Source organism: Alphaproteobacteria bacterium (genome assembly GCA_024244705.1).
Taxonomy (GTDB): domain Bacteria; phylum Pseudomonadota; class Alphaproteobacteria; order JAAEOK01; family JAAEOK01; genus JAAEOK01.
On the sequence record JAAEOK010000050.1, the window covers coordinates 67,024 to 93,478 of the forward strand.

Here is a 26,455-nt window from a genome sequence, read left to right on the forward strand (position 1 = left end):
GGGAGCCTGAATCCGATAACAATTTTCCCGCGTCTTGATCGCGGCCCTTGCAATTCGACAGTCGAACTCCCAGAAAGCCCCCGTCGAATGGGACATGTCGTTGTGCCGGCAAGGTGGAATGACGGTCGCGGCATTGCGCCGCTCGAAATCAAGACAAGGGAGTGAAACATTGGCGGAGTTGATAACGGGCGTTAGCTGGCTGGGCGTCGTCGCCGGAGCCGTCGCTTCTTTTCTGCTCGGCTGGCTGTGGTTTTCGCCGAAACTCTTCGGACCGAAATGGGCCGACGGCGTGGGCGTGGAAATGGGATCCGCCGACAACATGCCGGTCGGCGCCATGGTGACCCAATTTGTCGGCTTGCTGTTGATGAGCTGGTTCGTCGGGGTGACGGCGGTTTCGAGTGCGCTTCTCACGGTCATTCTCGGCACCGTGGCGTTTACGGTTTTGGCCTATTCGGGCGGCCTGTTCACGAAGAAATCGCGCACCGCGCGGAATGTCGAAGCGGGATATTGGATTGCCTGTCTGGCCGTCATGATTATCTGCCAGGGAATTTTCCGCGGCATGTAGCCGCGAGCGAGGACCGCGCCGCGCGTGTTCGGACCCCTGTCGTCGATTTGCGACCTAAACCGGAATCAGCGGATGGCCGAAGAGCCATCCGAAGCCGTCGACGATCAAGATGGCTCCCAAAGTCACGAGCAGAACCGCGATGACCTTCTGACCCCATCGGTCGAAGAACCGTTTCACACCGTCGAGAGCACCTTGGCTTCGTTCGCCGAGTGCCGACCCGAGTACCACGATGACAATGAGCGGCGAGACAAACACGATGTTGTAGTAGCCAAGCACGAACAACTGTTGCGCCAAGGCAAGGTCTTCCCTCAGCGTCAGGTCGATGGCGGCGAAATAGGGTACCGCACCCGGTAAGCCGACGATCGCCAGGCCGCCGCCGGCAAGCAGTGCCTGAAATGCAGTCATGCCGGATGCCACCGTCTTGTCGGCTCGCTTCTTGCTGCCGGTGGTCATGCGCAATCCGAACGCACAGAGGACGGCCCCGAGGACGATCTGAATAAGCACTTCCTCGGTCTCCGGGTCCTTCCAGAGCCTCTCCAAATAGGTGTGGATCTCGTCGAGCGCGCTTTGCAGACCCAGTAGAATGAGCACGCCACAGGCGAAACTGACAACGAAGATTCCAAGGATCAGAGCGGACGACCGGAACACTGGGCTCGGTCCGGCGAGCAGCACCATTAGTATGACGATGCAGAGCGGGACCATCGACGTGCTGTCCAGCAAGCCAATCGGCGTAAGGATCGTCAAGAGCTCGAACATGACCGGCGAGATTCAACTCGGCGTGGAAGTTCCTGCGTTATAGCATCCAGGTCGGCGCCGGCGATATGCGTGCGGAGCGGGTACGGGATGACATCATCGCGGGCGCCATCGGTGCCCCGTTTCAATTTCGCCTCGCCGCGCGGCGTCTTGATTCGCAGCCGCCGGCGATGGCACCATCCGCGGCCATTCAGGGCCGGGCTTCGAAATCAAAGGGAACGCACACATGATCAATCCGACACGCGCCGCCTTGGTCGCCGCCGTGATCGCCGTCGGCGGCTTTGCCGCCGGTCTGTCCGCGCCGCCGGCCGCCGCGCAGCAGAATGCGCCGGCGGTTATTTTCGAGAGCCTGATGGACAGTTACTTCGGCGACGACGACGGCTATGTCAGCCTCGGGACCTATGATCTCGCTTTCGCGCCGGACGGCCCGGCCAAGGCGCTGGTCGGCCTGGTCAACGCGAACGGCGATGTGCTGGCTCAGTTTCCGGTCTATCCCGACTACAAGCTGCGCGAGGGCGTGTTCGCGCGCATGCAGGTCGTAGGCCCGGCCGATATTCAACTGACCGAGCCCGGCCTCTACACCTTGGTCTTCGTTTTCGACGGCAAGCCGATCAGCCGTTTCCCCTTCCTCCTGAAACAGACCGGGGACGGGGCCGACCCCTACAACCCCACGAAGACCTATGCTTTCGACGGTTACTGGCGAACGCTGGCTCATATCACCACGGGCACCTACAAGGACGAGTCGATCCCGCTGGTTACGATCTGGCTCGGCGGCCCCGACATGGCCGCCCCGGATACGTTTCAGGACTTTTTCATGGCCACGCTCACCCGCGACGGCGCACTGGTGGCCCATTCCAAGCGGCAGACCAGCAACTTCGGCAACGGCCATTTCGAGCCCCGGGAAGTCACGCTTTATCAACCCCACGACGAGAAACAGTCGCCCAATGCGGTGCCCTTGACGATGACGGAACTGCTGGTCGACGGCGAGTACCGCCTCGCCGTGACCCGGGCCTCGGACGACGCCCCGTTGCGCGATTTCAAGTTCACCGTCGCCGGCGGCAAGATCCAACCCTTGCCGCGTACCCAGCTCGGCTTCGACCCGGCAACCGACTTCATCGTGCCCCGCGTTACCAAGAAGGGATCGACCGCCTACGAATTCGTCGAGGCGATTTGGATCGGCAGCGAATAGGCCGCATCGGTCAGTCCGGGATTATTTTTTTGCCGGTCCTGTCGAAATCGCCGGTCCTGGCTCGTCATAGGTCTGAAGGCGCGAAGGCCTGCCTTCTTACCCCATTGAGGAGACGATCATGGCGTATGCGATGCTGATTTACGAAACCGAGGAGGCTTTGGCGTCCCGATCGGACGAAGCGAAGCGGGAGGCTTATTGGAGTGCTTGGGGAGCCTATCATCAGGCGCTGGTCGAGGCCGGCGTGATCACCGGCGGATCGTCGCTGGAACCCGGTCACACCGGCACCACGCTGCCCCTCCGCGACGGCGACCGTCAAGTGCAGGACGGCCCCTATGCCGATACCAAGGAACAGCTTGGCGGCTATATGATCTTCGAAGTGCCGGATCTCGACACCGCGCTGGACTGGGCCGCGCGCTGTCCGGCCGCCGAATACGGTGCCGTCGAAATCCGGCCGATCCACAAAATGGAGTAGGGGCGGGGGCGCGGCCGGCGAATGACCGTGAACCGCTGATCGCGATATGGCGGATGGAGGCGAGGACGCGGGCCGCGCGGCGCTGCTGGCGGCGAGGGCATCCTATAGTCGGCTTGTCGCCTACCTCGCCGCCGCCGCGGGCGATGTCGCGGCGGCGGAAGACGCGTTGTCCGATGCCTTTCGTGCCGCCCTGGAAACCTGGCCGGACCGCGGCGTGCCCGACAAGCCCGAAGCATGGCTGCTCGCCGCCGCCCGGCATCGGTTGACCGATATGTCCAGGCACCGGGCGGTCCAGGCGCAGGCCGCGGCCACGTTGCGGCTGTTGACTGAGGAGGCCGCCGACCGCGCGGCAGTAGCGCCGGCGTTTCCCGATGAACGGCTGAAATTGTTGTTCATCTGTGCCCACCCGGCGATCGACATAGCGGCCCGAACGCCGCTGATGCTGCAAACCGTTCTCGGCATCGATGCCGGCCGCATCGCATCGGCGTTCCTGGTCTCGCCGGCGGCGATGGGCCAGCGCCTGGTTCGCGCCAAGGCCAAGATCCGCGATGCCCGGATCTCGTTCGATGTCCCCGAGTATCACCAATTGCCGGAACGGCTCGACGCCGTACTCGATGCGATCTATGCCGCCTACGGCACCGGGTGGGACGATACGGCCGGCACCGATTCCCGCCGCCGCGGATTGGCCGACGAGGCGGTCTGGCTGGCGCGTCTCGCCGTCGAGCTGCTGCCGGATGCGGCCGAGGCCCACGGCCTGCTGGCACTGATGCTCTACTGCGAGGCCCGCCGCCCGGCGCGGCGGACCGAGGCCGGGGCCTACATGCCGCTGTCCGAGCAGGACGTGCAGTTGTGGCGCCGGCCGATGATCGAAGAGGCGAAACGGGCGCTCGCCACGGCGGCGGCGCAACACCGTCTGGGGCGCTTTCAGCTCGAGGCCGCCATCCAATCCCAGCACGCCATGCGTCTCACCGGCGGCGATATCAATTGGGCGTCGATCGTCGCGCTCTACGATGCCTTGGCCGAAATGTCGCCGACCATCGGCGCGCTCATCGGACGCGCCGCGGCATTGGCCGAGGAGCGCGGCGCGGCGGCCGGCTTGGCGGCACTCGAGGCGATCGATATGGATCGCGCCCGATCCTACCAGCCCTACTGGGCGGTGCGCGGTGCGCTGTTGGCCAGATTGGATCGGACGGACGGCGCCGATGCCGCCTACGAGCGCGCCATCGGCTTGACCGAGGACCGCGCCGTGCGCGCGTTTCTGTTGACCAAGATGTCGACAATCGAGCGGTGACGATCGGCGCCAGTCGCAGCTGGCAAGTACCGCGCTTGGGGGCTATTTTTTTCGGCGCGATGTCGATTCCGGCGGCCCCTGTTCGTCTACAAGAGGAAGCCCCGGTGGCGGGGCGGCAATCGAAAGAGGTGTCAGATGAAATATATGTGCCTGATCTACGGCGATGAAGCCAATCACCCGCAACCGAATACACCGGAAATGGGCCAGTTGATGGAGGGCTATATGGCCTTCACCAAGGACATCCGGGAGAAGAACGTGATGGTCGCCGGCGATCCGCTGGAGCCGATCGCCACCGCGACCACGGTTCGGGTGCGCGGCGGCCGTACCGAAACCACCGATGGCCCCTTCGCCGAGACCAAGGAACAGCTCGGCGGGTATTACATCCTCGACTGCAAGGATCTCGACGAGGCGATCGCCTATGCCGCGCGAATCCCGACCGCGGCGTTCGGGTCGATCGAGGTGCGGCCGATCATGGTCTTCGATTGAGGCCGGGGCCAACATCACGGAGCCGCTCGGACGGCGGCTCCGGCGACGGAGGCTGATTGACGGCGGCGTCGCTCGACCAGACCCGGGCCGCCGTCAATGAGCTCGTCCGCGAGGAATGGGGCCGCGTCTTGGCGGCGCTGGTCGGGCAGCTGCGCGATTTTGCCCTGGCCGAGGACGCGCTCCAGGATGCGGTCGTCGCCGCGCTCGGGCACTGGCCGAGGGACGGTGTCCCCGAACGGCCGCGCGCCTGGCTGTTGCAAACCGCCCGTCGCAAGGCGATCGACAGGCTGCGCCGCGACACCAATTTTCGAGCCAAGCGTGCCGAGTTTGCCGTGCTCCGCGAACTCGACCGCCAGACCAGGCAGGATGACGTGGACGAGACCATCGCCGACGAACGGCTGCGGTTGATCTTCACCTGCTGCCACCCGGCGCTGGCCGAGGCGGCGCGGGTCGCGTTGACCCTGCGCACGCTGGGCGGCCTGGCGACGGAGGAGATCGCCCGCGCCTTCCTGGTGCCGGAGGCGACGATGGCCCAGCGCCTGACCCGCGCCAAGCACAAGATCAAGGCCGCCGGAATACCCTATGAGGTGCCTGCGCCGGACCTTTGGCCCGAGCGCCTCGGCTCGGTGCTCGCGGTCATCTACCTGATCTTCAATGAGGGCTACGCCGCGACCTCCGGCGACGCGCCGACCCGGAGCGATTTGTGCCGGGAGGCGATCCGCCTCGGCTGGCTGCTGACCCGGCAGGTGCCGGGGGAACCGGAGGCGGCCGGCCTGCTGGCGCTGATGCTGCTGCACGATTCCCGGCGCGGTACACGCAGCGATTCCGAAGGCAACCTGATCACCTTGGAACACCAGGACCGCACGCGCTGGGACCGGGAGCGGATCGCGGCCGGGATCCGGGTGCTCAAGGACGCGCTCGCGCAGGGCAACTCGGGTCCCTATCAGATCCAGGCGGCAATCAGCGCGCTCCACGCCGGGGCACCGGATCATGCGGCAACCGACTGGCACGAAATCACGCTGCTCTACGGTGCGCTCTATGCCCTCCAGCCGTCGCCGGTGGTCCGGCTCAATGGCGCCGTGGCGCTGTCCTTCGCCGAGGGCGCCGAAGCGGCGCTGCCGGCGCTGGCCGAATTGGAGCGCGAGGGCGTTTTGGCCGACTACCAGCCGTTCCACGCCGCCCGCGCCGACACGCTGCGCCGCGCCGGCCGCAAGAGCGCGGCCGCCGAGGCCTATCGCCAAGCCCTGACGCGGACCCGGAACGCCGCCGAGCGGCGCTTCCTCGAGGCCCGCTTGGCCGAATTGCTGGGTTAGAACCTGCCACTCCAAGCCCTCGTGACGGTCGCTCGTGGGATCGGGTTCGGGGCCTAGCGGGCCTAATCGGCGGCACGTGGCGAACGCCAGAGTTCGGCCATGAACGGCCGATGCAAGAGGGACTTCAATCTGGTCGCCGCCATTTCTCTCCCGCCCTCCTTGGCTTTTCAGGTCCAGAGCCAGAGACGATTTGCCCCGAGACAGCATATCGGTGGCTGGTGATTTGAACCGAGGACCGCCCGGTGGGTCGATCCGGATCACCTCGGCCCCATATCAGCCAGCATCATGCCAACCAATGGACCCGCGAGGTATTACCCGAAATCAAGGACCCGGACGGAGCGGATCAAACCGTCACGCATTCGCTCAGGGCCTGATCGAATATCGCCACGGCCCTGTCGATTTCGTCACGGCTTATGGTCAAGGGCGGTGCTAGTCGGAATACGCCGGCCATTGAGCGCCGGCCGATGTTAAGGCACGCCCCCAGTTCGAGGCAGCGCTGGCTAACGGCCATCCCAACGTCCGGCGCCGGTGCCTTGGTCACGCGATCGGTCACCAGTTCGACGCCAAGCAGCAGGCCGCGCCCTCGGATATCGCCGATGGTTGGGTGGCGTTGCTGGAGGTCGCAAAGCTGGGATTTCAGGTATGCCCCAAGTTCGCGGGCGCGGTCTGCCAATTGGTCCCGAATGACGATCTCCACCACCTTGCGTCCGACCGCCGCCGGTAGCGGATCGGCAGCGTGGGTGGTGTAGAAAAGGAAGTCCTTGTCATGGCAATCCTGTTCGATCGCGGTTGTGGTGATCGTCGCCGACAGCGGCAAACCGGCGCCCAAGGTCTTCGAAAGGTTGAGGATATCCGGCACGACGCCGTCGCGTTCGAAGGCAAAATTGGTGCCGGTCCGTCCCATTCCGGTTTGGGCCTCGTCGAGGATCAACAGCATGTCGCGCTCGTGTGCTTTTTCCTGCAAGGCGGCCAAGTAGCCGTCCGGCAGTTCGATGATGCCCCCCGAACTCAGGATCGGCTCGACAATGACCGCTGCCAACTGGCCGGTGCTCTGGCGGTCGATCATGTCCCAGCCGAACTCGAACTCTGCCTGCCAGTCATAGTCGCCATCGCGATTGAAAGGCGAGCGGTACGCGTGGGGTGTCGGCAGGGTCAAAACCCCCGGAAGGGTTGGACCATGGCCGCGGCGGCCACCGGAATAGGTTGTGGCGGCCGCCCCGCCCGTCACCCCGTGCCACGAGCGGTCGAAGGCAACGACCTCGAAGTCACCGGTATAGGTCTTGGCAATCCGGAGCGCCGCCTCGTTCGATTCACCTCCTGTCGAAAGCGGTAGCACCCGGTCGAGACCATCGGGAAGCATATCGGCGAGCGCGTCGGCAAATTCGATCACCGGATCGGACAGAAAGCCGCTATGAAGATGATCCAGATTGGCGGCCATTTCCTGGACAACGGCGACGATCTCGGGATGACCATGACCGAGAATTCCGCTCATCTGGCCCGAGGTGAAATCGAGAATTTCGCGGCCATCGACGTCGTAGATATAAGAGCCCTTGGCCCGCACGATTCGCTGATCGGCAAAGTCGCCGCCATAACGGAAGACCCGGCTACGCCCGCAGTTGCTCATCGCCCGTTGTCCGTCACAATCAAAACACGCCCGGCGCGTCTCCACCCGATATTACTCAGATGTCTCCTCTTGCCGGCCACGATGATAGGCGAATGAGCCAGACCGACAACCCATTTGGCCCGACTTTTGTCATCCAGACACACCTCCAGTGTTGATAGATCACGATAACCGGCGCCACCACATTCCGGAATGAAACAACTAGGCCGATATTCCCCAGCTTCTTCCGTAGATCAGCCTTTGATCAGGTTTCCTTGAAAGGCCGCCTTTATACGGCGCCCTCTTCGAGAACCTGTTTCAGGCGGAGGAGGTCTTTGCGATTTGCGCGACGCATGGCCATCGCCATGACGGGTGCGACCAATCGGGAAAAGCCGGTGGGTGCGCCGCGATTGCGCAGCGTCATGCGGGTACTCCCTTGGTCGACCGTTTCCCATCGATAGCTGGTTTCCATCGGAAACGGTCCTTCGGACGCGCGCATGGTCAGGCTCTCGCCCGGAACATATTCGACGACCTCGTAGGTGTAGGCCATCCGCCGGCCGAGGAAATGCGCGACGAATTCGATCTGCGAGCCAACGCCGAGCGGCGGCGGGGTCTTCCATTCGACCGACTTGATATTGACGTACCAATGGGGCGCGTTATCGGGATCCGTGGCATACGCCGCCGCCTGTTCGCGCGGCACGGCAATGTCGATCCGTGACGATACATCTACAGCCATGAATTCGTGACCTACGTCGGCGTCCAAGAGGCGGCGGCCGGGCGGGATATATGCTCGCACGGGATGAGGGCCTTCGCAAACGACGACCGCCGGCTTCGTCCGGACCTCTCGTTGCGGCCCTCGGTGGCTCGGCCCTTTGCACGTCGAGCCTCTATTACCGGTGTTGACCCGCGGCGGATACGACTGATTTCTAAATGGGGATCGTCGGTCACGCCTCGAAGCGCCGTGCCATAACGCGAACGGTGCGCCATTTGGTCAGAGTTCCCGCACGGAATATGGGTCGATCGAATAGGGATGTGTTTCCGCTAAGAATCCGGCTTGCGAACGCACCCGCTCGATCCACCGGACGACATGTCCATAGTCTTCGAGGGGAAGATTCGCCTCGCCGGCGAGGTGCACATAGGCGAATACCGACATGTCGGCCACGGTGTACCGGTTGCCGCCGAGGAAGTCGTTCCGGCTCAATTCGCGATCGAGAATACGCAACGACTTCAGTGAGAGGTCGCGTTTCATGGCGATGAGTTCTGGCGAGCGTTTCTTGTCCTTGCCCGTCTGCACCCAGTGCCGCAGCGTCGCGACGCCGCCCTGAACTGTCTCACCCTCGAAAAACAACCACTGCAACACCTTTGCCCGATTGAAAGCATCGTCGGGAAGGTAAGCTGACCCTTCCGCCAGAAAGATCAGGATCGCATTGGACTCCGCCAAGGCGCTTCCGTTTTCGAGTTCGATCGCGGGAACGGCACCGGCCGGGCTGATTTTGCGAAATTCTTCGGTCTGCCCTTCGCCTTCGAAAATGCTGATCATCTTTGTTCGGTAGGGTCGGTTCAGTTGGTTCAGCAGCAGCCTTACTTTGTAAGCGTTCTGTGACGGGAGATAGTCGTAAAGCGTCAACATGGGCCAAGATTCCTTCGGCTAAGAAATGGTCTCGGCCGACCATAGGAACCGGGGCTACTTATGCACTCCGATTCTTGCGATCTAATTCAGGAAATTCGGCAGACGGCAAAGTCGGTCGAGGAGGTGCGTGCGCCGAGGAACCGGTGTGCGTCATTACCTCTCCTGGCGCGTTCGGGGTCTAACGATCCGGTCCACATGACGGCCGCTTCCGTGCGACTGGTCGGCACGACGCGCGCATTGGGTTTTCGTCCCGATTTGACCCGGAGCCGTCCTGGTTTGCGCTCGCATGTTGGGCTACAAGAAGCAGAAATCAGCATTATGCGCGGGAGAAACACCATTGAGCGGGTACGTCGGAGCCAAGCATGAATTTCACGATGCGGAGTTTGTTCGTGGCTGGGCAGACCGATTTGTCCCGACCGAACCCCGCATCCGGCTCTTCGATATGATTCTGGATCGGATCGCTCGGTCCGATATTCCCAACAGCCACGTTGTGGAACTCGGTATCGGACCCGGCTACATGGCCCGTCACATCCTGGAGCGGAATGGGACGATCAGTTACGAAGGAGTCGATTTTTCGGAAGTGTTCTTCGAGATCGCAAAGGAAACGGTCGGCGACCTGATGCATCGGGTCACTCTCACCAGGGCCGACCTCATGGACCAGCGCTGGCCCCGAAAACTCACCCGAACACCGGGTGCCATCATCTCCACCTGGGCGCTACACGATCTCGGCAGCCAAGAGGCGGTGGCGGATGTTTACGCCCGCTGTTACGAGACCCTTCCCGAGGGCGGTGTGCTCGTCAACGGCGACTTCATCAAGCCTGACGGCACCACCTGGGACTACGAGCCGGGTCGCTTCGAGATTAGTCGGCATATCGAACTCTTACGTGAGGTGGGGTTTTCCGGGCCCAGATCCCTGGCGCATCTCGAGCCCAATATCGACACTCCGACGACCGCCCAAAACTATGCGTGTCTTGTTGCTGTGCGTTGATTTTGCGCCGAGGCGGAATGTCGGCTCATGGCACATTCCGGCCTGACGATCCGGCCCGCGCAATGACCGCTTCCGCATGATCAACCGACATTGCATGCGAATTGCATTTTGTCCGGACGTGACCCTAACCAGTCCTTGAGCATCTTGAGCGATAAAAGGCAGCCTTCGGCCAGGAAGGGTCATTCTTCAGAGCCGTTTGCAACGTCGGGTTTCGGATCGGAGAGCCGACACTCGACGATCTGCGTGGGAACGGTGAAAATTGACCCGTTTACGACATCACGGCCGAGAAGCGCACGTTAGCATGGCGCCATGTCTCTCAGCAGAGTCTGGCTTGGTCCTTGCCGTTTCGGCGAGTCTCATGATTACCGGCCGGCTGCGGACGACCGCGCGAGTGTCGGGCGACCGTGGGCGCCTCCTCAGAGCTGTCTCGGGACGACGAAACTGTGCAGCTCGCAGGTCGCGGGCCCGATCTCCGACCACTTGCGGCCCCGCCAGATGAGCGTCGCGAGCGCCCCGGTGGGAAAGTTTGCCTGCATCTGCGCCAGGGTCTTGTCGCCGCCGCCGACCAGTTCTAGTGCGAGCGCGTGCATGCCGGGATTGTGCCCGATCAGCATGACCGCGGCCATGTCGTCAGGCACCCGCCGAAGCCGGTTGAGCAAGCCGCGCATGCCGAGCATGTAAAGCCCGCGGTCGAACGTCACCGGCACGTCCTCGCCGAGGGCCGGCAGGATACCCGCGAGAGTCTGGCGCGTGCGTGCCGCGGGCGAACACAGGACAAGCTCCGGCTCCGCGTCGGCGAGCGCCATGTAGTACTGCATCTTCTTGAGCGCTCGCTCGCCGCGCGGCGCCAACGGACGCTCGAAATCCCTGAGGTTCGGGTCGGCCCAGCTCGACTTGGCGTGCCGGAAGAGATAGATCAGTCGCCTCGGCTTGCCTGTGGCGACTGGGTGGCGGTGAGATGGCGCGGCCGTTCCAGGTTTTGGGACACCGTTCGCGTCGACCGCATCGGGCAAACGGCGAATGATCTTGCGCAGCTTCTTCTTGTCGACCCGCCTCGCCGCTTCGGAGACGGTCATCCATTCCCGCTGCCTCATATCCGATTCGGGCCAGTCATCCATCTCCGAACGCACTTCCATGGGAAAGACCTCGACCGTGCACGTCCCGCCCCACTTCTTGTAGCGGTACCTGCCGAAGTCCTCCGTCCCGACGGGGCCATCGACGCCCGCTTCTTCCCGGGCTTCCTTGACGGCCGATTCGGCCGCCGTCAGGCCGGGCTCCACTATTCCCTTGGGAAGAACCCAGCAGGAGCCCTTGCGCGAGGTCACGAGCAGCACCTCCAGGCCTTTGGCACCCTGTCTATAGGGCAGCACGGCAGACTGTCGGTATATCCAGTCCGGGAGCTGAATCTTTCTTGTGCTCACCAGAACCTCGGCTCTTCATACGGACATACAATGAGTTTATCGAGGCTCGGGGATGCCGTGAAGTCGACAACCGCGATCTGCTCTAGTCGCGCCGCTGTGCGCCGCCCGCCTGCCACAATTGAAGGCTTGACATTTCGGGGCATGGGGTTGTTTCATCATTCTTGGTGGCACCTCCGCGCCTAGCCGGCGCAAGCGGGAATCCATTTCTCCCAAGCTTCCTTGTTTTCCTCGATCCACCTGCGGGCGGCTTCCTCCGGGCTCATCTCTTCCACTTCCGCGTACGCCGCCGCCGCCGCGATCTGCGCGTTGGTGAAGCTGATGTTCTTGATCAGCTCGAACGCGCAGGGCCACGTCTCGGGGAATCCGGCCCAGACGCCTTTCTTGAGCCATCCGCTCTCCGGATTGCCGCAGTCGTAGGTGAGGTTGGGATTGACGCCCCAGCTCGCATCGTTTTCACAGTCCGCATGGTAGGCCGGAAATTCAACGAATCTGCCGGCATATTTGGCCTCCACCCAGTTCGGGGTCCAGTTGAAGAGAACGATCGGCTCTTTCCGTCGCGACGCCCCTTCAAGCTCTGCCCACAAGGTCAACGCCTGGGGCGCGTTTGCGATTTCGAACTTCATGCCCAGCGCCTCGACCCGTTCTCGATCCGGTCTTTCCCAGTCCACCGGACCGGCCAGATAGCGCCCCATGGGCGCGGTTTCCGATGTCGCAAATTCCTGCGCGCACTCGTTCAGGGCCTTCCAGTCGGGTAGTCCGGGGCAGAGCTCTTCAACGTAGTCAGGATACCACCACTCTTCCCGGGTCACCGCCTCGTGGGCGCCGGCGTCGATCATGCGTTCCCTGGCGACCTGTTGTTCGAAGGGCACTTTCATGGTTCCTTCCCAGACCTCCACCTGGAAATGCAGGTCGCCGTTGCCGATGGCCGGGTACTGGAGTTGCGCGTCGGCGGGGTCGTATTCGACGTCATAGCCGATCTTCTTCAGCAGCTCGCCACTCACATGGGCCAGCACCTGTTGGCTGGGCCAGTTGTTGAGCACGATCTTGATCGGCCCCTCTGATTCCGGGACCGCCGCCGTCGCCATGGAGACCGACAACGCGATGCCACCGACGATCGCTGCCAGCTTGGGCGCTTTCAATCTGATGCTCGTCCTCATGATGACTTCCTTCTCATTTCCGCGCGTGGTCGCCTCGCGTTGCCGCCGCTCTCGCCTTTCTTCACACAGCCGGCCGACCACTCGAACAAGGATGCGGACATTCCATCAAGCCGCCTGAAGTGCCGTCCTCACGGGGCGTCCTTGGCGTTCGCGAACAGGAACTCCAGAACCGTCTTCTGCTCTGCCTCTTCGAGGCCTGCTCTTGGAAACATGCTCTCGGTGATTCCGAGCCACTGCTTCTGGCTGTAGTCGCCGGGCTCGCGTGGCACGTGACACAAGGTGCAGCGCTCGTAGAAGAGCTTCTCACCTGGGCTCATGTCCGCCGTCGCGGTCTCCTGAACGTCGAACGCCCGGTTGTCGATGTCGAGCCTGGCGAGGTCGAACCTCGCGGTGGGCATCAAGACCTCGGGCGGGTAGTACGCCAAGTTCTCTCCCTCGGGGTCCGTGCACTTCTTGACCCACGCGAGGCAGGTGTTGGCGCTGGTGGCCTGGCTCAACTGGCTACAGGCCCTGCTCGAGGTGAGGGTGTTGATCGCCCCGCTGTTGCAGCGGCCCTTGCTGTCGAGAGATAACCAAACGCCCTCTTGGACGCTGATCACGCCCTTCATGATCTTGTCCCACACCCGGGCACCGCCGATCAGGGAGCCGCGGTCGTTGTAGACCTCGATCAGGTCGCCGTCCTCGATGCCCCGCTCCTCGGCGTCTTCGGGGCTGATGAAGATGAACTCGCGTCCCTTGATGTTGTCGATGTCACGGATGGTCGCATTGGCCATCTGCGAGTGCAGGCGCATTCTGGGATGGGGACTCACCACGTGCACCTGTCCCGGCTTCGCGTTGCCGAGGTACTCGAAGGGTTCCATCCACTTCGGCATGGGCGGGCAGTCGGGAATATCGAACCCGGCGATCGTGTCGCAGTAGATCTCGATCTTGCCCGAGGCCGTGTGCAGCGGGTGCTGCTCGGGATCTTTGTAGAAATCCCCGTGGCGGACCCACGTGTTTGCTGCTTCCGGGATCTTGATGGGCGCGACGCCTTGTTCCCAGAACTCCTCGAACGGCATCTCGGCGGAGCAGTTCTCGTAGGCCCTCTTGAGGACGTCCATCACCTCCAGGTCTTCAGTGAATTGGATTTCGACCCCGAAGATCTCCCCCAGCCTGCGGAAGATCTCGAAGTCGTCGAGGCTCTCGCCCACCGGCTCGATGACCTGGCGCATGGCATAGACCTTGTTGTTGCTGTAGGTCCCGCCGGAGGTGATGTCGTTACGCTCCAGTGTGCTCGTAGCCGGCAACGCGATATCGGCGTACTGCATGGAGGCCGTCCACCACGGATCCTGGCAGACGATGGTGTCGACCTTCTTGCGCAAAGCCCAGATCAGCTCGTTGGTGTCCTGCTGGTGGCTCAGGTAGTTGACGCCCGCGTTGTAGATCATCCTCACCCGCGGATAGGTATACAAATGGCCGTCGCGCTGGAACGGCGCGCCGGGGTTCATGAGCATCTCGGTGATGCGCGAGGCCGGACACCGGGTCTTGACCGGGTTTCGCCCCTGCGGCAGGCCAACCGGCATGGTCGCTCCCGACACCGGCATGCCGCCGTTGCCGTAGTGCCAGCTGAAACCGACGCCCCCTCCCGGTTTGCCGATCTTGCCGATGATGGCGGCGAAGTTGATGATGGCCCAGTGGGTCATTTCGCCGTGGTCCGCCCGTTGCAGCGACCAGGCCCCGGCGAATTGCGTGCGCTTGCCGGCGAAGAGCTCGGCCAGCTCGACGATCTTCTCCGCCGGGATGCCCGTGATCTTCGCCGCCCACTCGGGCGTCTTCGGCGGGCTGCCGTCCTCGTCTTTCCCCATGAGGTACTTTTGGAACTTGTCGAAACCGACCGTGTATATGTCGAGATACTCTTGGTCGTGCTTGCCGCTGTTCACGATGTGATAGGCCATCGCCAGGAACAGCGCGACGTCCGTGTTCGGTATGATCTTGACCCACTCCGACCCCAGCGCGTCGTCGGTCAAGGTGTACTGGGGATTGATCGAGATGAACCGGACGCCGGCCTCTTTCACCTTCATCCAACGTGGATACATCTGATGGTCGGCAACGCGGTACTCGATCCGGTTGTTCTTGAACGGATCGCAGCCGACCAGCACGAAGACTTCCGTGTTGTCGCGGATCTCCTCCCAGGAGGTCTGTGCGGAGTAGACCTCCATGTCCCCGATCACGTGCGGGAGACTGATCTGGGAGGCGCCGCCGGAGTAGTCGCCGGTGGTTGTCGTGCAGCCGCCGATCAGTCCGAACAATCGGCCCTGCAGTACATTCGGCCGCAGAACGCCGGCGTGGCTCCAGCCGCCATAGGAGCTGCTGAAAACCGCCTCGTTGTCGTATTGCTCAATGGTGTCGAGGATGGCCCCGGCCGCTAAGCCGAGCGCCTCATCCCAAGTGACCCGCACGAAAGGTTCTTTGCCGCGCCGGTCGGGATGGGTGAAGCCGCCGAAATTCTCCAGATAGGATTTCCGCACCATGGGGTACATGACCCGGGTGCGATGGTAGGTCCGGCTGAGGATGCCCTCGGTCAGCATCTTGGTCGGCATGGCGTCGACATCCTTCACGGGCTGCACGCCGATCAGCCGGCCGTCCTTCACAACCGCCTTGAACGGGCCGTAGTGGGAGGCATGGGGGACAAGCACCGTGTCATCCCCGAAGACTATGTCAGGGCTGAACAGTGTCAGGGTTGTGGCAGATGCGGCGGCGGTGGCCGCCGAGATCTTGAGGAATTGGCGCCGGTTGACGCTCACGACTGTCCCCTCCATGGCCGGTATTGCTCGAGAGCGACGAGTATCTCAAGATTTTGGGAGCGACTACGCCTGATCGCATTGACACCGATCAATTAGGGCGACAAGAGTAAGCTACCGCCCGCGGCCGCTTGAATGAGCCGGCGCAACCCGCCGCATACCGTCAGGCGCTCGCCGCTCTTACACCACTCCCCGGGACACGACCCTTACTATGGAGCGGCCTGAGCTTGCTGTATGTCGCAGATCCTGCTGAACTGGAATACCGTTCAGGGTCTTGATCCGCCATTTGCACTGCTGCAACCGAATTTCCGCTTCATCCGCCTTTCGGCCATACACCCGCACCTGGCTTTGACAGGTCGTGGCACGTTCCTGCCCAACGGATCAATGCTGTTGGACGACCGCTTAGCGATCCGATAGCTGACACGTGCGGTGGTTGGTGTCAACGACCACTTCGGGTCGATCTCGGTCATTTGAGAAGGGTCCTAAGCGCCTCTTCGAACGACGGCTCATGGCACATAATCCCCGTGCCGCGGCCCGCTTGAAAACGTCTCGAGTTGGGTGCTAACCGGACATTTTCCCGAGTGGCCCCAATGGGTCGCGTTTACGAGCACACGGCCTAGTCGAAGGTGTAGGTGACCTCGGCGCCGGCGGTCCAGTTCATGTCGTTCTTGAAATCGATTTCGGCTTCCTGGAATTCGGGATAGATCAGGATTGGATTGTTGTTGCCGTAGCCGAAGCTCCCGCGGAGGTCGAGCTTGATTGGATCGAGGTTGAAGCGGAGGCCGGCCGTGGCCTCGGTCTCGTACGTGAACTCGGTCTTCGACGGGTCGAACTCGCCCTGCGAGAAGCCGTCCTGATCGACCCCCGTCCAGCCGTCGGCGAAGCTGGCCATGGCGCGCACCGACAGGCCGCCATAGGAGGTCAGCAGCCCGTAATTGTGGCTGAGCGTGGCGCTGATCACCGGGCCCGCCGAATAGTTCTTGATCTTGTCGGAGCGCTCGAACTGGGTCGAAAAATTGTCGGTCAGGAACGACAATGAGGTCTTAGACTTGGCGTAGCGGAAATCGACACCGCCGCCGACCGTCAGCGCCTTGTTGCCGAGCGGGATTTCCTCGAACAGCTGAATGTCGAAATTGACCGCCTTGTAGGACAGGTTGAAGTTGACATCCTGGAGATCGGCCATGCCGCCGGGCACGAAAATGGCGTTGCCGTCGGGTAGGTTCACACCGAGGCCTTCGCCGCCGGTCGAGACGAACTCCTCGAAGCTGTCGGTGTCGCCATCCAAATAACTAAACCCGAAACGAAGACGGGATTTGCCGCCGAATAAGAGACTCCAATCGAGCCCGACACCGCCACCAATGACGATTTCCGGTGCGATGATGTCGGTCTTCTCCGACAGGAACGGCTGCTCGATGATGTTTATGCCGTCTTCGAGACGTAGCCAGTTGAAATTCGGCATGTAATCGTAGACCGCATTGGCACCGACATCGATGAAGAACTGACCAGGTGCCACTTCGAAGAACGGCATCCTGCCGCCGCGGCGCGAACTCGAACTCGTCGTCGAGACGGAACTGCCGGTGCTCGGCGCTGCCGTGGTCGTGGTCGTGCCGCCGCCCGACGCCGGAGGCGTGGTCCCGGAAGAGGATCCGCTCGTCATCCCACTGATCCGCGGCGTCAAGAATATGATCAGCTCCATGGTCTGGGCGGCCTGCGATCCGCCCTTGAACAGCGGACCGAGTATGGGGAGATCGCCGAGGCCGGGAATGCGGTCGGCCTCGGCCTTCAACTCGTCGGAGACCAAGCCGCCGATGGCCAGGGTCTGATCGTTCTGCAGGCTCAACGCGGTGCTCGCCCGCCGCGTATTGACAATCGGCGTCGTCGGCCCGGAGTTGATCTCGTCGCTGGCGGTCTTGATGTCGAGGACGATCTTGCCGTCGGGAGTGACCTGCGGGATGACGGTCAGTTCGATGCCGAAATCCTCGAACGTCACTTCGACGCCGGGAACTTTCGACGGTGCCGTCAAGAAGCCGCCGGCGGAGAATGTCGCTGCCTGATCCTCCAAGACGACCAGCCTGGGCGCGGCCAGGATTTGCCCGGCTTCGTTGGCCTGGATCGAATTCAGAATATCGCCGAGCTGATAGGATTGAATGGCGCCGATGGTCGGCGCACCAATGGTCGGCGTCAGAGGTTGCAGATTAAAGCCGAGTTCGCGCAGGGTCGATCGCTGGGTTTCGACGAATTGCGTTTCGATCATCACCTGCCGAGGTTCCGCCACCGCGGCCTCGGCGATGTCGGCGGCAATCAGTGACGGCAGCAGCAATACGGCAAAAAATGCGGGCGATCGTCCCATTTCGGCCTCGCTTCGGTCCAGTTTCCCCCATCCGCGCAGATAGACGCGGCACGGCCGAAACCCCCAAAAGCGACGCCGTAAGCCATTCCCCCTAGATGCGGCGGCCTGAGCGAACGCGCCGAAGGGGTTCCGAAGGGAATAGTGACCGATTTCGGCGCGACTTCAAAATCATTAATACGGGGTCGGGAGCGCAACGGCGGAAATCCGCGGCATTCACCGGCGGGCGTGGAGCGTCGTTGGCGTGTCCTCGAACGGCACAGAGTCGCTGACCGGCGGCAGCTCGATCTCGCGGATGAGCTTTTCGAGCATCGCGATGGCGAAATCCTCGTAATCGATTGCCGTCTTCAGGAACGCACCCTCGCCGCCGATCACGCTATAGCGATAATAACTGTCGACGAACGGCTCCTCATTGAGGATCGCGAGCCCGTTAACGACGACCCCGTTCGCCACGGCCAGATCGCGCATCGCCATCGGGTGGGACCCGGCATTGGCACGGCCGTCGCCGGATATGTCGATGACCCGGCGGACGCCTTCGTAGCCGTTGCTCTCAAGCTCCTGCAGCGAATATTCCAGCGCCCCGCTGATCGCCGTTTGGCTGCCGCTCAGCGTGCGCCGCGTGGTGCCAATCCGGTTGGCTATGGCCAATGCGCTGGCTTCGTCGTCGACATGTGTCCAGTCGACCGCCAGCACCTGCTCGTGGCGATCGGACCACTGTACGACGGCGACGGCGATTCCCAACTGGCCGGCGGCCTCGATGGCGGCGACGACCGCGGACTGGCGAAAGGCCTCGGCGATACCGCGCATCTGCAGGTCGAATTCCTCGCGATCGACGCTGGATGAGATATCGACGGCGAGCACCAGTTCGAGGTCGACCGGACGAACGTCCTGGGCCGCCGACGAGGGCGCCAGAAACCACCCCATCGCGACCGCGATTTGAACCGCGGCGAGCCCGGCCGCCAGTCGAAATAATCCCCGCATCGACCGAGTATACGGCGTCGCTCTATCGCCATGGAGCGAAAATTTCAATCGGCGTCCGGTTGAATGGCGCGAAGCGCCCAGGTCGCGGTAATGCTGACCTTCCATTCCGGGTTGTCGACCGCCGTCGACAACGCGGCCTCGGCCGCATGGGCCGCCGGACCGATCGACCCCAGCGCCCAGGCGACACGCCGCAAGACTTCGGAATCCGGATCGTCCATGGCGACGATCAAGTCGGGTACGGCGGGAGCGGCCTGGGGGCCGTAATCCTTCAGCGCGACCGCCGCCGCCCGACGCACGCCGACATCGCGGTCGCCGAGCGCGGCGGCGAGAACATCCAATGCGGACGGGTCGCGCGGACCGAGGGTCGCGACCGCCTCGGCGGCGGCGCGGCGGACGAAGGGCAGCGTGTCATCGAACAACCCGAGCAGGTCGGCGACGGCGAAGGGGCGGGCGTCTTCGCCGATCTGCGCCAGCGCGCCGGCGGCGGTGGCGCGTACCGCGGGCTCGCCATCGTGGAGCAGAGCGACCAACGCGTTCAGCACCTCCGGGGTTGGCGTCAGGGTACGGCCGAGCGAATGAGCGGCCGCCTGACGGACCACGACATCGACGTCTTCGGTCGTGGAAACCAAGGCCTGGGACGATTCGGCCGAAACGTTCCCGACGGCCCCGATCGCCGCCGCCGCGGCACGGCGCACACCGATGTCGTCGTCGATGAGGAGTCCGACCAAGAGTGGCGCCGCCGCGTGGGCGGCATAGCCAATCTCGGCCACGGCATCGACCGCCACGCGCCGCACTTCGGCGTTCTCACTGCGCATCGCCTCCATCAGCCCGGGTACCGCCGGGCCGCGAATCCGCACCAGGGACCGAGCCGCTGCCCACCGCGCATTGCCATCGAGCCCGGTCAGCAAATCGAGCAGGGCGGGCAGCGCCGGCACCGCGTCGGCGCCGAAATGCCCGAGCGCCGCGGCCGCGATCCAGCGCAGATCCGCGTCGGGTTCCTCCAACACATCGATCAATGCGGGGACGGCGATCTCGGCGTGCCCGTGGATGGCGCCGAGCGCGCCGGCGGCACCCCGCCGCACTTCGGGCGCCGGGTCATCGAGGCGGCGCACCAAGGCGGCGACCGCGGAATCCGCACCGGACCCGATGCTTCGCAGGGCCGCCGCCGCGGCCACGCGGACCCGGTCGTCGGGATCGCCAAGGATGTACACCAGGGCGGGGACCGCAGGCAGGGCGCGTGGCCCGACACCGCCGAGAATCCGTGCCGCGGTCAGGCGAATCTCGGGGTTTTCGTCATCGAGGAGGATCCGAACCGGGTCGACCGACGCCGATCCCAATCGTGCCAGGGCCGCCGCCGCCGAGGCGCGAACGTGAGGATGATCGTCGCGCAGTGCGGCAATCAAGAGCGGAATTGCGGGATGCGCCTTTACGCCCATGGAGCCGAGCGCGCCAGCGGCGGTCCAGCGGACCTCATCGTCGGGATCTTCGAGCACCGCGATGAGCCGCGGGACCGCGACCGCCGCCGTCGAGCCGAGCCGCTCGAGCGCAACGATGGCCTGGCTGCGGACCCGGGGATCGAGGTCTTCCAGTTGAGCGACGAGCGCGTTCACATCGGCCTCGGTGGCTGTGCCGCCGCCGAGATTCTGCGCCGCCGCCGAGGCGATCCAGAGGTGGCAGATGAACACCGGCAGCAAGACGGCCCATGCGCCCAACGCGATGGCCAAGCGAATCGGTTCCGTTTGGATCGTTTGGCGGTGCATCAGGACAATAGCCCTCCTAGTCCGATGGTTCGCGGGTGCGGCGGGCGTGCCGAATGATCTCCTCGCGTACCGCCGAGGACTGCGATTCCAACGCCTCCATCACGCATTTGAATTCGTGACGCACGCCATAGAGCTGGTCGATCAGGGAAAGAATGATCGGCATGGCCTCGGCGCCGACATTCATTTCGTGACGCAACTGGCAGATCAACCTGAGGCGCGCCGCGTCGACGTCCGAAAACACCACGTCGCCGTCTCGTTGCGCCGGCCGCACCCACCCTTGGCGGACCCAGGTTCGCAGGCGGCGCACGGTCAGGCCGTCGATCACCGCGACAACCTCATACTCCTTCATCATCCGCTGCCCTCCCGGAGGCCGGCCCTGGGATCGTAGCGATGGGACTCGCGCCACGATTCGAAGAACGCCTCGAGTTCGGCATCGACCTTCCCGGGCAGGACGATTTTGAGCGCCACCAATTGGTCGCCGCGACGATCCGACTTGCGGTGCTTCACGCCTTTGCCCTTGAGCCGCAAGACCTGACCGCTGCTTGCTGCTTTTGGCACGGTCATACTGACTCGTCCGGCGATCGTCGGCACATCGATCTTGCCGCCGAGCACCGCCTCGTCGATCGTAATCGGCATCTCGACACGGATGTCGTCGCCGTCGCGCTTGAACACCGGATGGGTTCCGACCGCGACCTCGACCAACGCATCGCCCGGCGGACCGCCGCCGATTCCGGGCATGCCCTTGCCCTTGAGCCGCAGCACCTGGCCGGGCTCGACGCCGGCCGGGATGGTCAGGTCGAGGGAACCGCCGTCGGGCATGGCGATTCGTTTCTTGGCGCCGTTGACCGCCTCGAGGAAGTCGACCCGGAGCTGATAGTAGGCGTCGCCGCCGCGGAGTTTGATCGACCCATCCGCACCGCCCCGCCGGCCGCCGAACAGGTCGTCGAAGATGCCGCCGGCGGCGCCGAGATCGTCAAAGCCCGACGACGAATAATACTGGCGTGCGTGGCCGGCGTCGGCGTAATCGCGGTAGTAGCGGTGCTCGGGACGCTCGGCGCCGGTTTCGTCGATCTCGCCGCGGTCGTACTGGGCGCGCTTTTCCGCATCCTTGAGCAAGCCATAGGCGGCGGACACCGCCTTGAACCGCTCCTCGGCTTCGGCGTCGCCGGGGTTCAGGTCCGGATGCAGCGACTTGGCCAGCTCGCGATAGGCCTTGCGGATATCGTCCTCGGTCGCATCGCGGCCGACACCGAGGATTTCATAGAGGTCTTTCGCCATGCCGTGCCGATGCCGTGGTTACCGTTCGAATAGGGTCATGTTGCGTCCGACGATGCGGTCGGGATCCAGGATAGCCGACCGGCCGGGGCGGGAAAATCCTAATCCGTTTTCTCCACCATGCGCGTCGCCGCCTGCGCGCCATCTGAAAACAGCAGCAGCAGGTCGTCCTCGAATTCGAAGCGCTCGGCGGTCGCCAGCGACGCAACGAAACGCCGTTCCTGATCGTTTATGGGCGCCGCGCAGGCGCGCTTGGTAATGCCGACCGGCCCGATCATCAGGCGGTCGCCGTCGGTCTCATAAGTCCCGAAGAAGGCGTTGCAGCCACCATTGCCGGTCAGCCGCTTCTCGTCCTCGAACCGAACGAAGGTTTCGACATCGGCGAGGACCGGCTGGCCGTCGATGAATTCGGCCGTCCACGAAGTACCGATGAGATCGGCACCGTTCGTTTCGGCGACGCTCGGCGGCGCCTGGCCCTGACAGGCGGCAGCGAGCACAACGGTCAATCCGAGAACGGCCAGGCGGTGCGGTCGGCGCATGTAAGCGAACCTCCCTCGGCGGCTTCGAAACGCGGCCCGGCCGTTGCCAACGAACCGGTCCGCCGGTCAGCATGCCATAACACCCCGAACCTCACCAACTGAAACGCAAGGAGGCGAAAAAGCGCACAAATCCGGGCGCAGGTCCAGGAAAAAAATTCCTTCCCTTTTTGCCGATTTGAGCGTATAAACACGGGCATGGTGACGATCCTGCATTCGCGCCCGCCCGCCAACTTCGCGGCGGGCTTTTTCGTGGGCGCGTTCACCGGCCGGCGCGGGGTCCATACCCCGGCCTGCTGGACGGCGTCCTTCCGGCGGCGCATAGTTGCCGACGGCGGGTCTCGATGGACACGAAACGGAGCGCGGGCGCCATGACGGCACGGTTGGGAATGATCGCTGGAAGTCTCGCCATCGTGATGGCGTCGCTGCCAGCCTGCGGCGGCGCGCCGGCGCCGACCAAGACCACCGACGGTGGCGACGGGTCGGAGACCGCCGGCGGCGATACCTTCACCTACACCTGCCTCGACAATTCGCAACTGACGGTGACCTTCCACAAGGATCCGAGCCGCCTGGTCCTCGAATCGGCGGGACGGCAGACCGTACTGCCGCAAACGATCTCGGGATCGGGCGCGCGCTACAGCGACGAGCAGACGACGTTCTGGATCAAGGGCAGGGACGCGCTTTACGAAACCCAAGGCGGTGCCGTCGCCACCAACTGCTCGGTAGCGGAATAACCGCGACGGATTTCGCCGCGCGCCGTCTCGGCGCGGCACCCAAAACTTTCAGAGCACCATGACCCGGCGTTTACCGAACGACCGGCCGGGACGACCCGGCGAGTGGCTGGCCGACGATTTCGTTCGCGCGCTCCACGAGGACTTCCGCGACCACGGTGTCGCCGCCGTGCGCGCCCTGCGCGAGAAGGACCCTTCGACCTATGTGCGGGTCGTGGTCGCGGCGATGACCAAGGAACTGCGGCTCGACGTCGGCTTGTCGCTGGTCGACCTGCTGGCGGCGATGGCCGCGGAGAACGACAAGCCTGGCGGGCACGTGTCCGGGGCGTGACGATTTTGGATAGGTCAGAATGAGGGACGATCTCCGCGAACGAGCCGCGGGCAAGGCCGACCCAGCCATCCCCATGCCCGCGGCTCCGTTGAGCGCCGCGCTGGCGCGGCAGACATTGCGGCGGTGGCGCCGGGAGCCGGCGCGCTTCGTGACCGAGGTCTTCGACGTCGCGCCAGAGCCATGGCAGTTGGCGGCGCTCACCGCGATCGCCGACCACGACCGCCTCGCCATCCGGTCCGGGCACGGGGTCGGCAAGTCGGCGCTGCTGGCATGGCTGGTGTTGTGGTGGCTGACGACGCGCTATCCGGCCAAGGTGCCGTGCACGGCGCCGAGCGGCCACCAGCTCCAGGACGTGCTGTGGGGCGAGATCGGATGCTGGGCTCGCCGCATGCCGGAACCGTTGCGCGCCCATTTCGACATCAAGCGCGACCGCGTCGACCTCGCCGATGGCGGCCAGTCTTTTGCCGTCGCCCGCACCGCGCGCAAGGAACATCCCGAGGCGTTCCAGGGCTTCCATGCCGATCACCTGCTGTTCGTCGTCGACGAGGCGTCGGGCGTTGCCGATCCGATCTTCGAGGCCGGGCAGGGGGCGATGTCAACCGCCGGCGCCAAGACGGTGATGGCCGGCAACCCGACGCGGAACAGCGGCTACTTCCACGACGCCTTCCACGGCCTGCGCCATTTGTGGGTGACGATGAAGGTGGGCTGCGCCGATTCGCGCCTGGTCGACCCGGCCTATATCGCCGAGGTCGCCGACAAGTACGGCGCCGAGAGCAATGTCTACCGAGTGCGCGTGTTGGGCGAGTTTCCGCGCTCGGAGGACGATGTCGTGATCCCGCTGCATCTGGTCGAAGAGGCGGTGAAACGCGACGTCGAGGGCTTCGGCCCCGTCGCCTGGGGCCTCGACGTGGCCCGCTTCGGCAGCGACCGCAGTGCCTTGTGCAAGCGTCACGGCAACCAAGTGCCGGACCCGATCCGCGCCTGGCGGCAGAAGGATACGATGCAGGTCGCCGGGCTGGTGGCCGCGGAGTTCCGTGAGACACGGCCGGCGGAACGGCCGGCGCGCATCGTCGTCGACGCCATCGGGCTCGGCGCCGGGGTCGCCGACCGGTTGCGCGAACTTGGCCTGCCGGCGGTGGCGTTGAACGTCGCCGAAGCGGCGGCGGAGGGCGAACGCTACCAGCGGCTGCGCGACGAACTGTGGTTCCGCGCCCGCGACTGGTTCCAGCGCCGCGAGTGCCGATTGGCCGCCGACCCGGCGCTGATCGGCGAGCTCAGCCGGGTCCGATACGCGATCACCTCGAGCGGCCGCATCAAGGTCGAAAGCAAGGACGAGATGAAGCGGCGCGGGATGGCGTCGCCGGACCTCGCCGACGCCTTCGTGCTGACCTTTGCCGGCGGCGGCAACGCCCGGTTGGCGGCGACGCCGGCCTATGCCGACGCCGCCTACGACCCGTTCGACGGCCCGCCCGCCGCCGACGATTTCTGACCGGCGTCCGGCTGCCAGAGGCCGCGCCGCGATCACCCGACAGGAGAGACCAGAATGGGATTTCTGTTTCCGAAACCGCCGCCGCCGCCCGCGAAGGACGATGTCGAGGTCCAGGACGCCGCATTGAAGGAACGCCGCCGCCGGCTGCTCGCCGCCGGGCGCGCAAGCACCCGCCTGACCGGCGGCCAGGGCGTCACCGGCGCCGCGCCAAGCGCGGCCAAGCGCCTATTGGGAGAATGAGATGGCAAACCTCTATATTCGCGAATACGCCTATCTGGCCCGGGACGAGAACGGCGGCCTGGCGCAGATCGGTTCCGAACCGGCCCAAGCCGGGCAATCGGTATCGTTCACGACGAGCAGCCAGTCGGCCGCGTTCCAGGCCGATACGCGGTTCATCCGGATCATCGCCGACGCCGACGCCTATCTCGATTTCGGCGCCAGCCCGACCGCAGCGGTGGCCGACGGGCTCCTGGTCAAGGCCAACGAAGCCGAGTATTTCGGCGTCGTGCCCGGCCACAAGGTCGCGGCCTACGACGGCACAAGCTGATGATCGGCGGCCGATGTTTGGGGCTGCTTGGTGCGAAAGGTGGTGGGAGTGGAGGGGGTGGGTCGGCCTTTAACCCAGACAATATCGCTTCACTGGTAGGCTGGTATGAGAGCGGCGTTTCGACGCTGACCGATGCCGGCGGCGGCAAGTGCTCCGAGATAAGTGACGAAAGTACGAGTGGGATCGGAAATCTTGTTCAGACGGTGGATGCCGATCGGCCGCTTATCGTTAGTGACGTGCAGAATGGCCGGCCAGGTTTGAGGTTTGATGGTCTTGGGGACCACCTCAAGAAAGCATCCGTGACAGGTACGGGCATATTCAATGCCAACACCTTCCACTTCTTCATTGTCATCAAGAAGCTGAGCGTTCAGTTCAATCAAAACCTCATCGTATGGGGGAGTTCGAGTACAGACCGCATTTTCATCTCTCCTGGCGACGGCGGGACCATCTATTTCGATTATGGCTCCGCCTTTGCCGCTCGTTTATCCACCGCCATTCCAGGGTCCGGTTGGAATGATGCATGGATAGCCTGGGAGGGCTACCGTGACGGCGGGACCATGCTGATGAACCACAATGGATCATTGTTGGCGTCGGACACGGGGAATACCGGCAATCTAACAGCCTCGAACACAAAAGATTTTCGACTAGGAGAGCATTACACCGGAACTTTTGATTTCGAAGGCGATTTTGGCGCGGCACTCTTGTTCAACGAGGTCTTGGCTGGTGACGACCTGACCAACGTGCGGACATATCTCAGCGACAATTGGGGGGTGACGTTCTAGCTTTTGGCTTGGAGGCTCTAGCTGTAATCTC

27 protein-coding genes are annotated in these 26,455 nt (G+C 63.8%); 14 read left to right on the forward strand and 13 right to left on the reverse strand.

Annotated elements, in window-relative coordinates:
- Window positions 1–169 precede the first annotated feature (169 nt).
- The gene (locus GY791_08125; GenBank protein MCP4328387.1) at window positions 170–565 is read left to right on the forward strand and encodes a DUF1761 domain-containing protein; all 396 of its coding nucleotides are present in this window, start codon (window positions 170–172) and stop codon (window positions 563–565) included.
- Window positions 566–619: 54 nt separating this feature from the next.
- Here GY791_08125 and GY791_08130 read toward each other — a convergent pair whose 3' ends face one another.
- Window positions 620–1,321, reverse strand: coding sequence for a hypothetical protein (locus GY791_08130; protein MCP4328388.1), 702 nt, complete (start codon window positions 1,319–1,321; stop codon window positions 620–622).
- Between the two features lie 223 nt (window positions 1,322–1,544).
- Between GY791_08130 and GY791_08135 the strand changes: the two genes are divergently transcribed.
- From GY791_08135 to GY791_08155, 5 genes are all read left to right on the forward strand, one after another.
- Entirely contained in the window at window positions 1,545–2,507 is a 963-nt protein-coding gene (locus GY791_08135) for a hypothetical protein (GenBank protein MCP4328389.1), read from the forward strand.
- Between the two features lie 118 nt (window positions 2,508–2,625).
- The gene (locus GY791_08140) at window positions 2,626–2,979 is read left to right on the forward strand and encodes a YciI family protein (protein MCP4328390.1); all 354 of its coding nucleotides are present in this window, start codon (window positions 2,626–2,628) and stop codon (window positions 2,977–2,979) included.
- Window positions 2,980–3,025: 46 nt separating this feature from the next.
- The gene (locus tag GY791_08145) at window positions 3,026–4,270 is read left to right on the forward strand and encodes an RNA polymerase subunit sigma-70 (protein MCP4328391.1); all 1,245 of its coding nucleotides are present in this window, start codon (window positions 3,026–3,028) and stop codon (window positions 4,268–4,270) included.
- Between the two features lie 135 nt (window positions 4,271–4,405).
- Entirely contained in the window at window positions 4,406–4,756 is a 351-nt protein-coding gene (locus GY791_08150) for a YciI family protein (protein ID MCP4328392.1), read from the forward strand.
- A 56-nt stretch (window positions 4,757–4,812) separates the two neighbouring features.
- Window positions 4,813–6,069, forward strand: a complete 1,257-nt coding sequence (locus GY791_08155) for an RNA polymerase sigma factor (GenBank protein ID MCP4328393.1) — start codon at window positions 4,813–4,815, stop codon at window positions 6,067–6,069.
- A 343-nt stretch (window positions 6,070–6,412) separates the two neighbouring features.
- Here GY791_08155 and GY791_08160 read toward each other — a convergent pair whose 3' ends face one another.
- The 3 genes from GY791_08160 to GY791_08170 all read right to left on the reverse strand — a co-directional run bounded on the left by GY791_08160 (window position 6,413) and on the right by GY791_08170 (window position 9,299).
- Window positions 6,413–7,693: an aspartate aminotransferase family protein gene (locus tag GY791_08160; protein MCP4328394.1), complete on the reverse strand. Its 1,281-nt coding sequence runs from the start codon at window positions 7,691–7,693 to the stop codon at window positions 6,413–6,415.
- Window positions 7,694–7,958: 265 nt separating this feature from the next.
- Window positions 7,959–8,405 carry an ATPase gene (locus GY791_08165; protein ID MCP4328395.1) on the reverse strand — a complete coding sequence of 149 codons (447 nt, stop codon included), beginning with the start codon at window positions 8,403–8,405 and terminating at the stop codon, window positions 7,959–7,961.
- A gap of 255 nt (window positions 8,406–8,660) precedes the next feature.
- Entirely contained in the window at window positions 8,661–9,299 is a 639-nt protein-coding gene (locus GY791_08170) for a glutathione S-transferase family protein (protein ID MCP4328396.1), read from the reverse strand.
- Window positions 9,300–9,585: 286 nt separating this feature from the next.
- Here GY791_08170 and GY791_08175 point away from each other — a divergent pair, with 286 nt between their 5' ends.
- Window positions 9,586–10,287, forward strand: coding sequence for a class I SAM-dependent methyltransferase (locus GY791_08175; protein ID MCP4328397.1), 702 nt, complete (start codon window positions 9,586–9,588; stop codon window positions 10,285–10,287).
- A 416-nt stretch (window positions 10,288–10,703) separates the two neighbouring features.
- Here the strand turns inward: GY791_08175 and GY791_08180 are convergent, their stop codons facing one another.
- From GY791_08180 to GY791_08190, 3 genes are all read right to left on the reverse strand, one after another.
- Window positions 10,704–11,708: an NUDIX domain-containing protein gene (locus tag GY791_08180; GenBank protein MCP4328398.1), complete on the reverse strand. Its 1,005-nt coding sequence runs from the start codon at window positions 11,706–11,708 to the stop codon at window positions 10,704–10,706.
- Window positions 11,709–11,887: 179 nt separating this feature from the next.
- A complete protein-coding gene (locus GY791_08185; GenBank protein ID MCP4328399.1) occupies window positions 11,888–12,793 on the reverse strand; it encodes an ABC transporter substrate-binding protein in 906 nt (301 codons plus the stop codon).
- 200 nt (window positions 12,794–12,993) lie between these two features.
- Window positions 12,994–15,648 (reverse strand): molybdopterin-dependent oxidoreductase, encoded by a 2,655-nt coding sequence (locus GY791_08190; GenBank protein ID MCP4328400.1) that lies wholly within the window; start codon window positions 15,646–15,648, stop codon window positions 12,994–12,996.
- Between the two features lie 231 nt (window positions 15,649–15,879).
- Here GY791_08190 and GY791_08195 point away from each other — a divergent pair, with 231 nt between their 5' ends.
- Entirely contained in the window at window positions 15,880–16,062 is a 183-nt protein-coding gene (locus GY791_08195; protein ID MCP4328401.1) for a hypothetical protein, read from the forward strand.
- Window positions 16,063–16,261: 199 nt separating this feature from the next.
- Here the strand turns inward: GY791_08195 and GY791_08200 are convergent, their stop codons facing one another.
- The 6 genes from GY791_08200 to GY791_08225 form a co-directional block, all read right to left on the reverse strand.
- Window positions 16,262–17,995: a type II and III secretion system protein gene (locus tag GY791_08200; protein MCP4328402.1), complete on the reverse strand. Its 1,734-nt coding sequence runs from the start codon at window positions 17,993–17,995 to the stop codon at window positions 16,262–16,264.
- A 213-nt stretch (window positions 17,996–18,208) separates the two neighbouring features.
- The gene (locus GY791_08205; GenBank protein MCP4328403.1) at window positions 18,209–18,973 is read right to left on the reverse strand and encodes a DUF1194 domain-containing protein; all 765 of its coding nucleotides are present in this window, start codon (window positions 18,971–18,973) and stop codon (window positions 18,209–18,211) included.
- A gap of 44 nt (window positions 18,974–19,017) precedes the next feature.
- A complete protein-coding gene (locus GY791_08210) occupies window positions 19,018–20,733 on the reverse strand; it encodes a HEAT repeat domain-containing protein (GenBank protein MCP4328404.1) in 1,716 nt (571 codons plus the stop codon).
- Window positions 20,734–20,749: 16 nt separating this feature from the next.
- A complete protein-coding gene (locus tag GY791_08215) occupies window positions 20,750–21,085 on the reverse strand; it encodes a MerR family transcriptional regulator (protein ID MCP4328405.1) in 336 nt (111 codons plus the stop codon).
- Window positions 21,082–22,011: a J domain-containing protein gene (locus GY791_08220; GenBank protein MCP4328406.1), complete on the reverse strand. Its 930-nt coding sequence runs from the start codon at window positions 22,009–22,011 to the stop codon at window positions 21,082–21,084. Before GY791_08220 ends, GY791_08215 begins: the two co-directional genes overlap by 4 nt.
- Before the next feature lie 98 nt (window positions 22,012–22,109).
- Window positions 22,110–22,547 (reverse strand): META domain-containing protein, encoded by a 438-nt coding sequence (locus GY791_08225; protein MCP4328407.1) that lies wholly within the window; start codon window positions 22,545–22,547, stop codon window positions 22,110–22,112.
- A 341-nt stretch (window positions 22,548–22,888) separates the two neighbouring features.
- Here GY791_08225 and GY791_08230 point away from each other — a divergent pair, with 341 nt between their 5' ends.
- Genes GY791_08230 through GY791_08255 form a run of 6 tightly spaced genes read left to right on the forward strand, consistent with a single transcriptional unit; the run spans window position 22,889 to window position 26,424 of the window.
- On the forward strand, window positions 22,889–23,278 hold the full coding sequence (locus GY791_08230) for a lysozyme inhibitor (protein ID MCP4328408.1): 390 nt from the start codon (window positions 22,889–22,891) through the stop codon (window positions 23,276–23,278).
- Between the two features lie 58 nt (window positions 23,279–23,336).
- On the forward strand, window positions 23,337–23,606 hold the full coding sequence (locus GY791_08235) for a hypothetical protein (GenBank protein MCP4328409.1): 270 nt from the start codon (window positions 23,337–23,339) through the stop codon (window positions 23,604–23,606).
- Window positions 23,607–23,625: 19 nt separating this feature from the next.
- Window positions 23,626–25,095, forward strand: coding sequence for a terminase B (locus GY791_08240; GenBank protein MCP4328410.1), 1,470 nt, complete (start codon window positions 23,626–23,628; stop codon window positions 25,093–25,095).
- Window positions 25,096–25,149: 54 nt separating this feature from the next.
- Window positions 25,150–25,335: a hypothetical protein gene (locus GY791_08245; protein MCP4328411.1), complete on the forward strand. Its 186-nt coding sequence runs from the start codon at window positions 25,150–25,152 to the stop codon at window positions 25,333–25,335.
- A 1-nt stretch (window position 25,336) separates the two neighbouring features.
- Window positions 25,337–25,642, forward strand: a complete 306-nt coding sequence (locus tag GY791_08250) for a hypothetical protein (protein ID MCP4328412.1) — start codon at window positions 25,337–25,339, stop codon at window positions 25,640–25,642.
- Window positions 25,642–26,424, forward strand: a complete 783-nt coding sequence (locus tag GY791_08255; protein ID MCP4328413.1) for a hypothetical protein — start codon at window positions 25,642–25,644, stop codon at window positions 26,422–26,424. Before GY791_08250 ends, GY791_08255 begins: the two co-directional genes overlap by 1 nt.
- Window positions 26,425–26,455 lie beyond the last annotated feature (31 nt).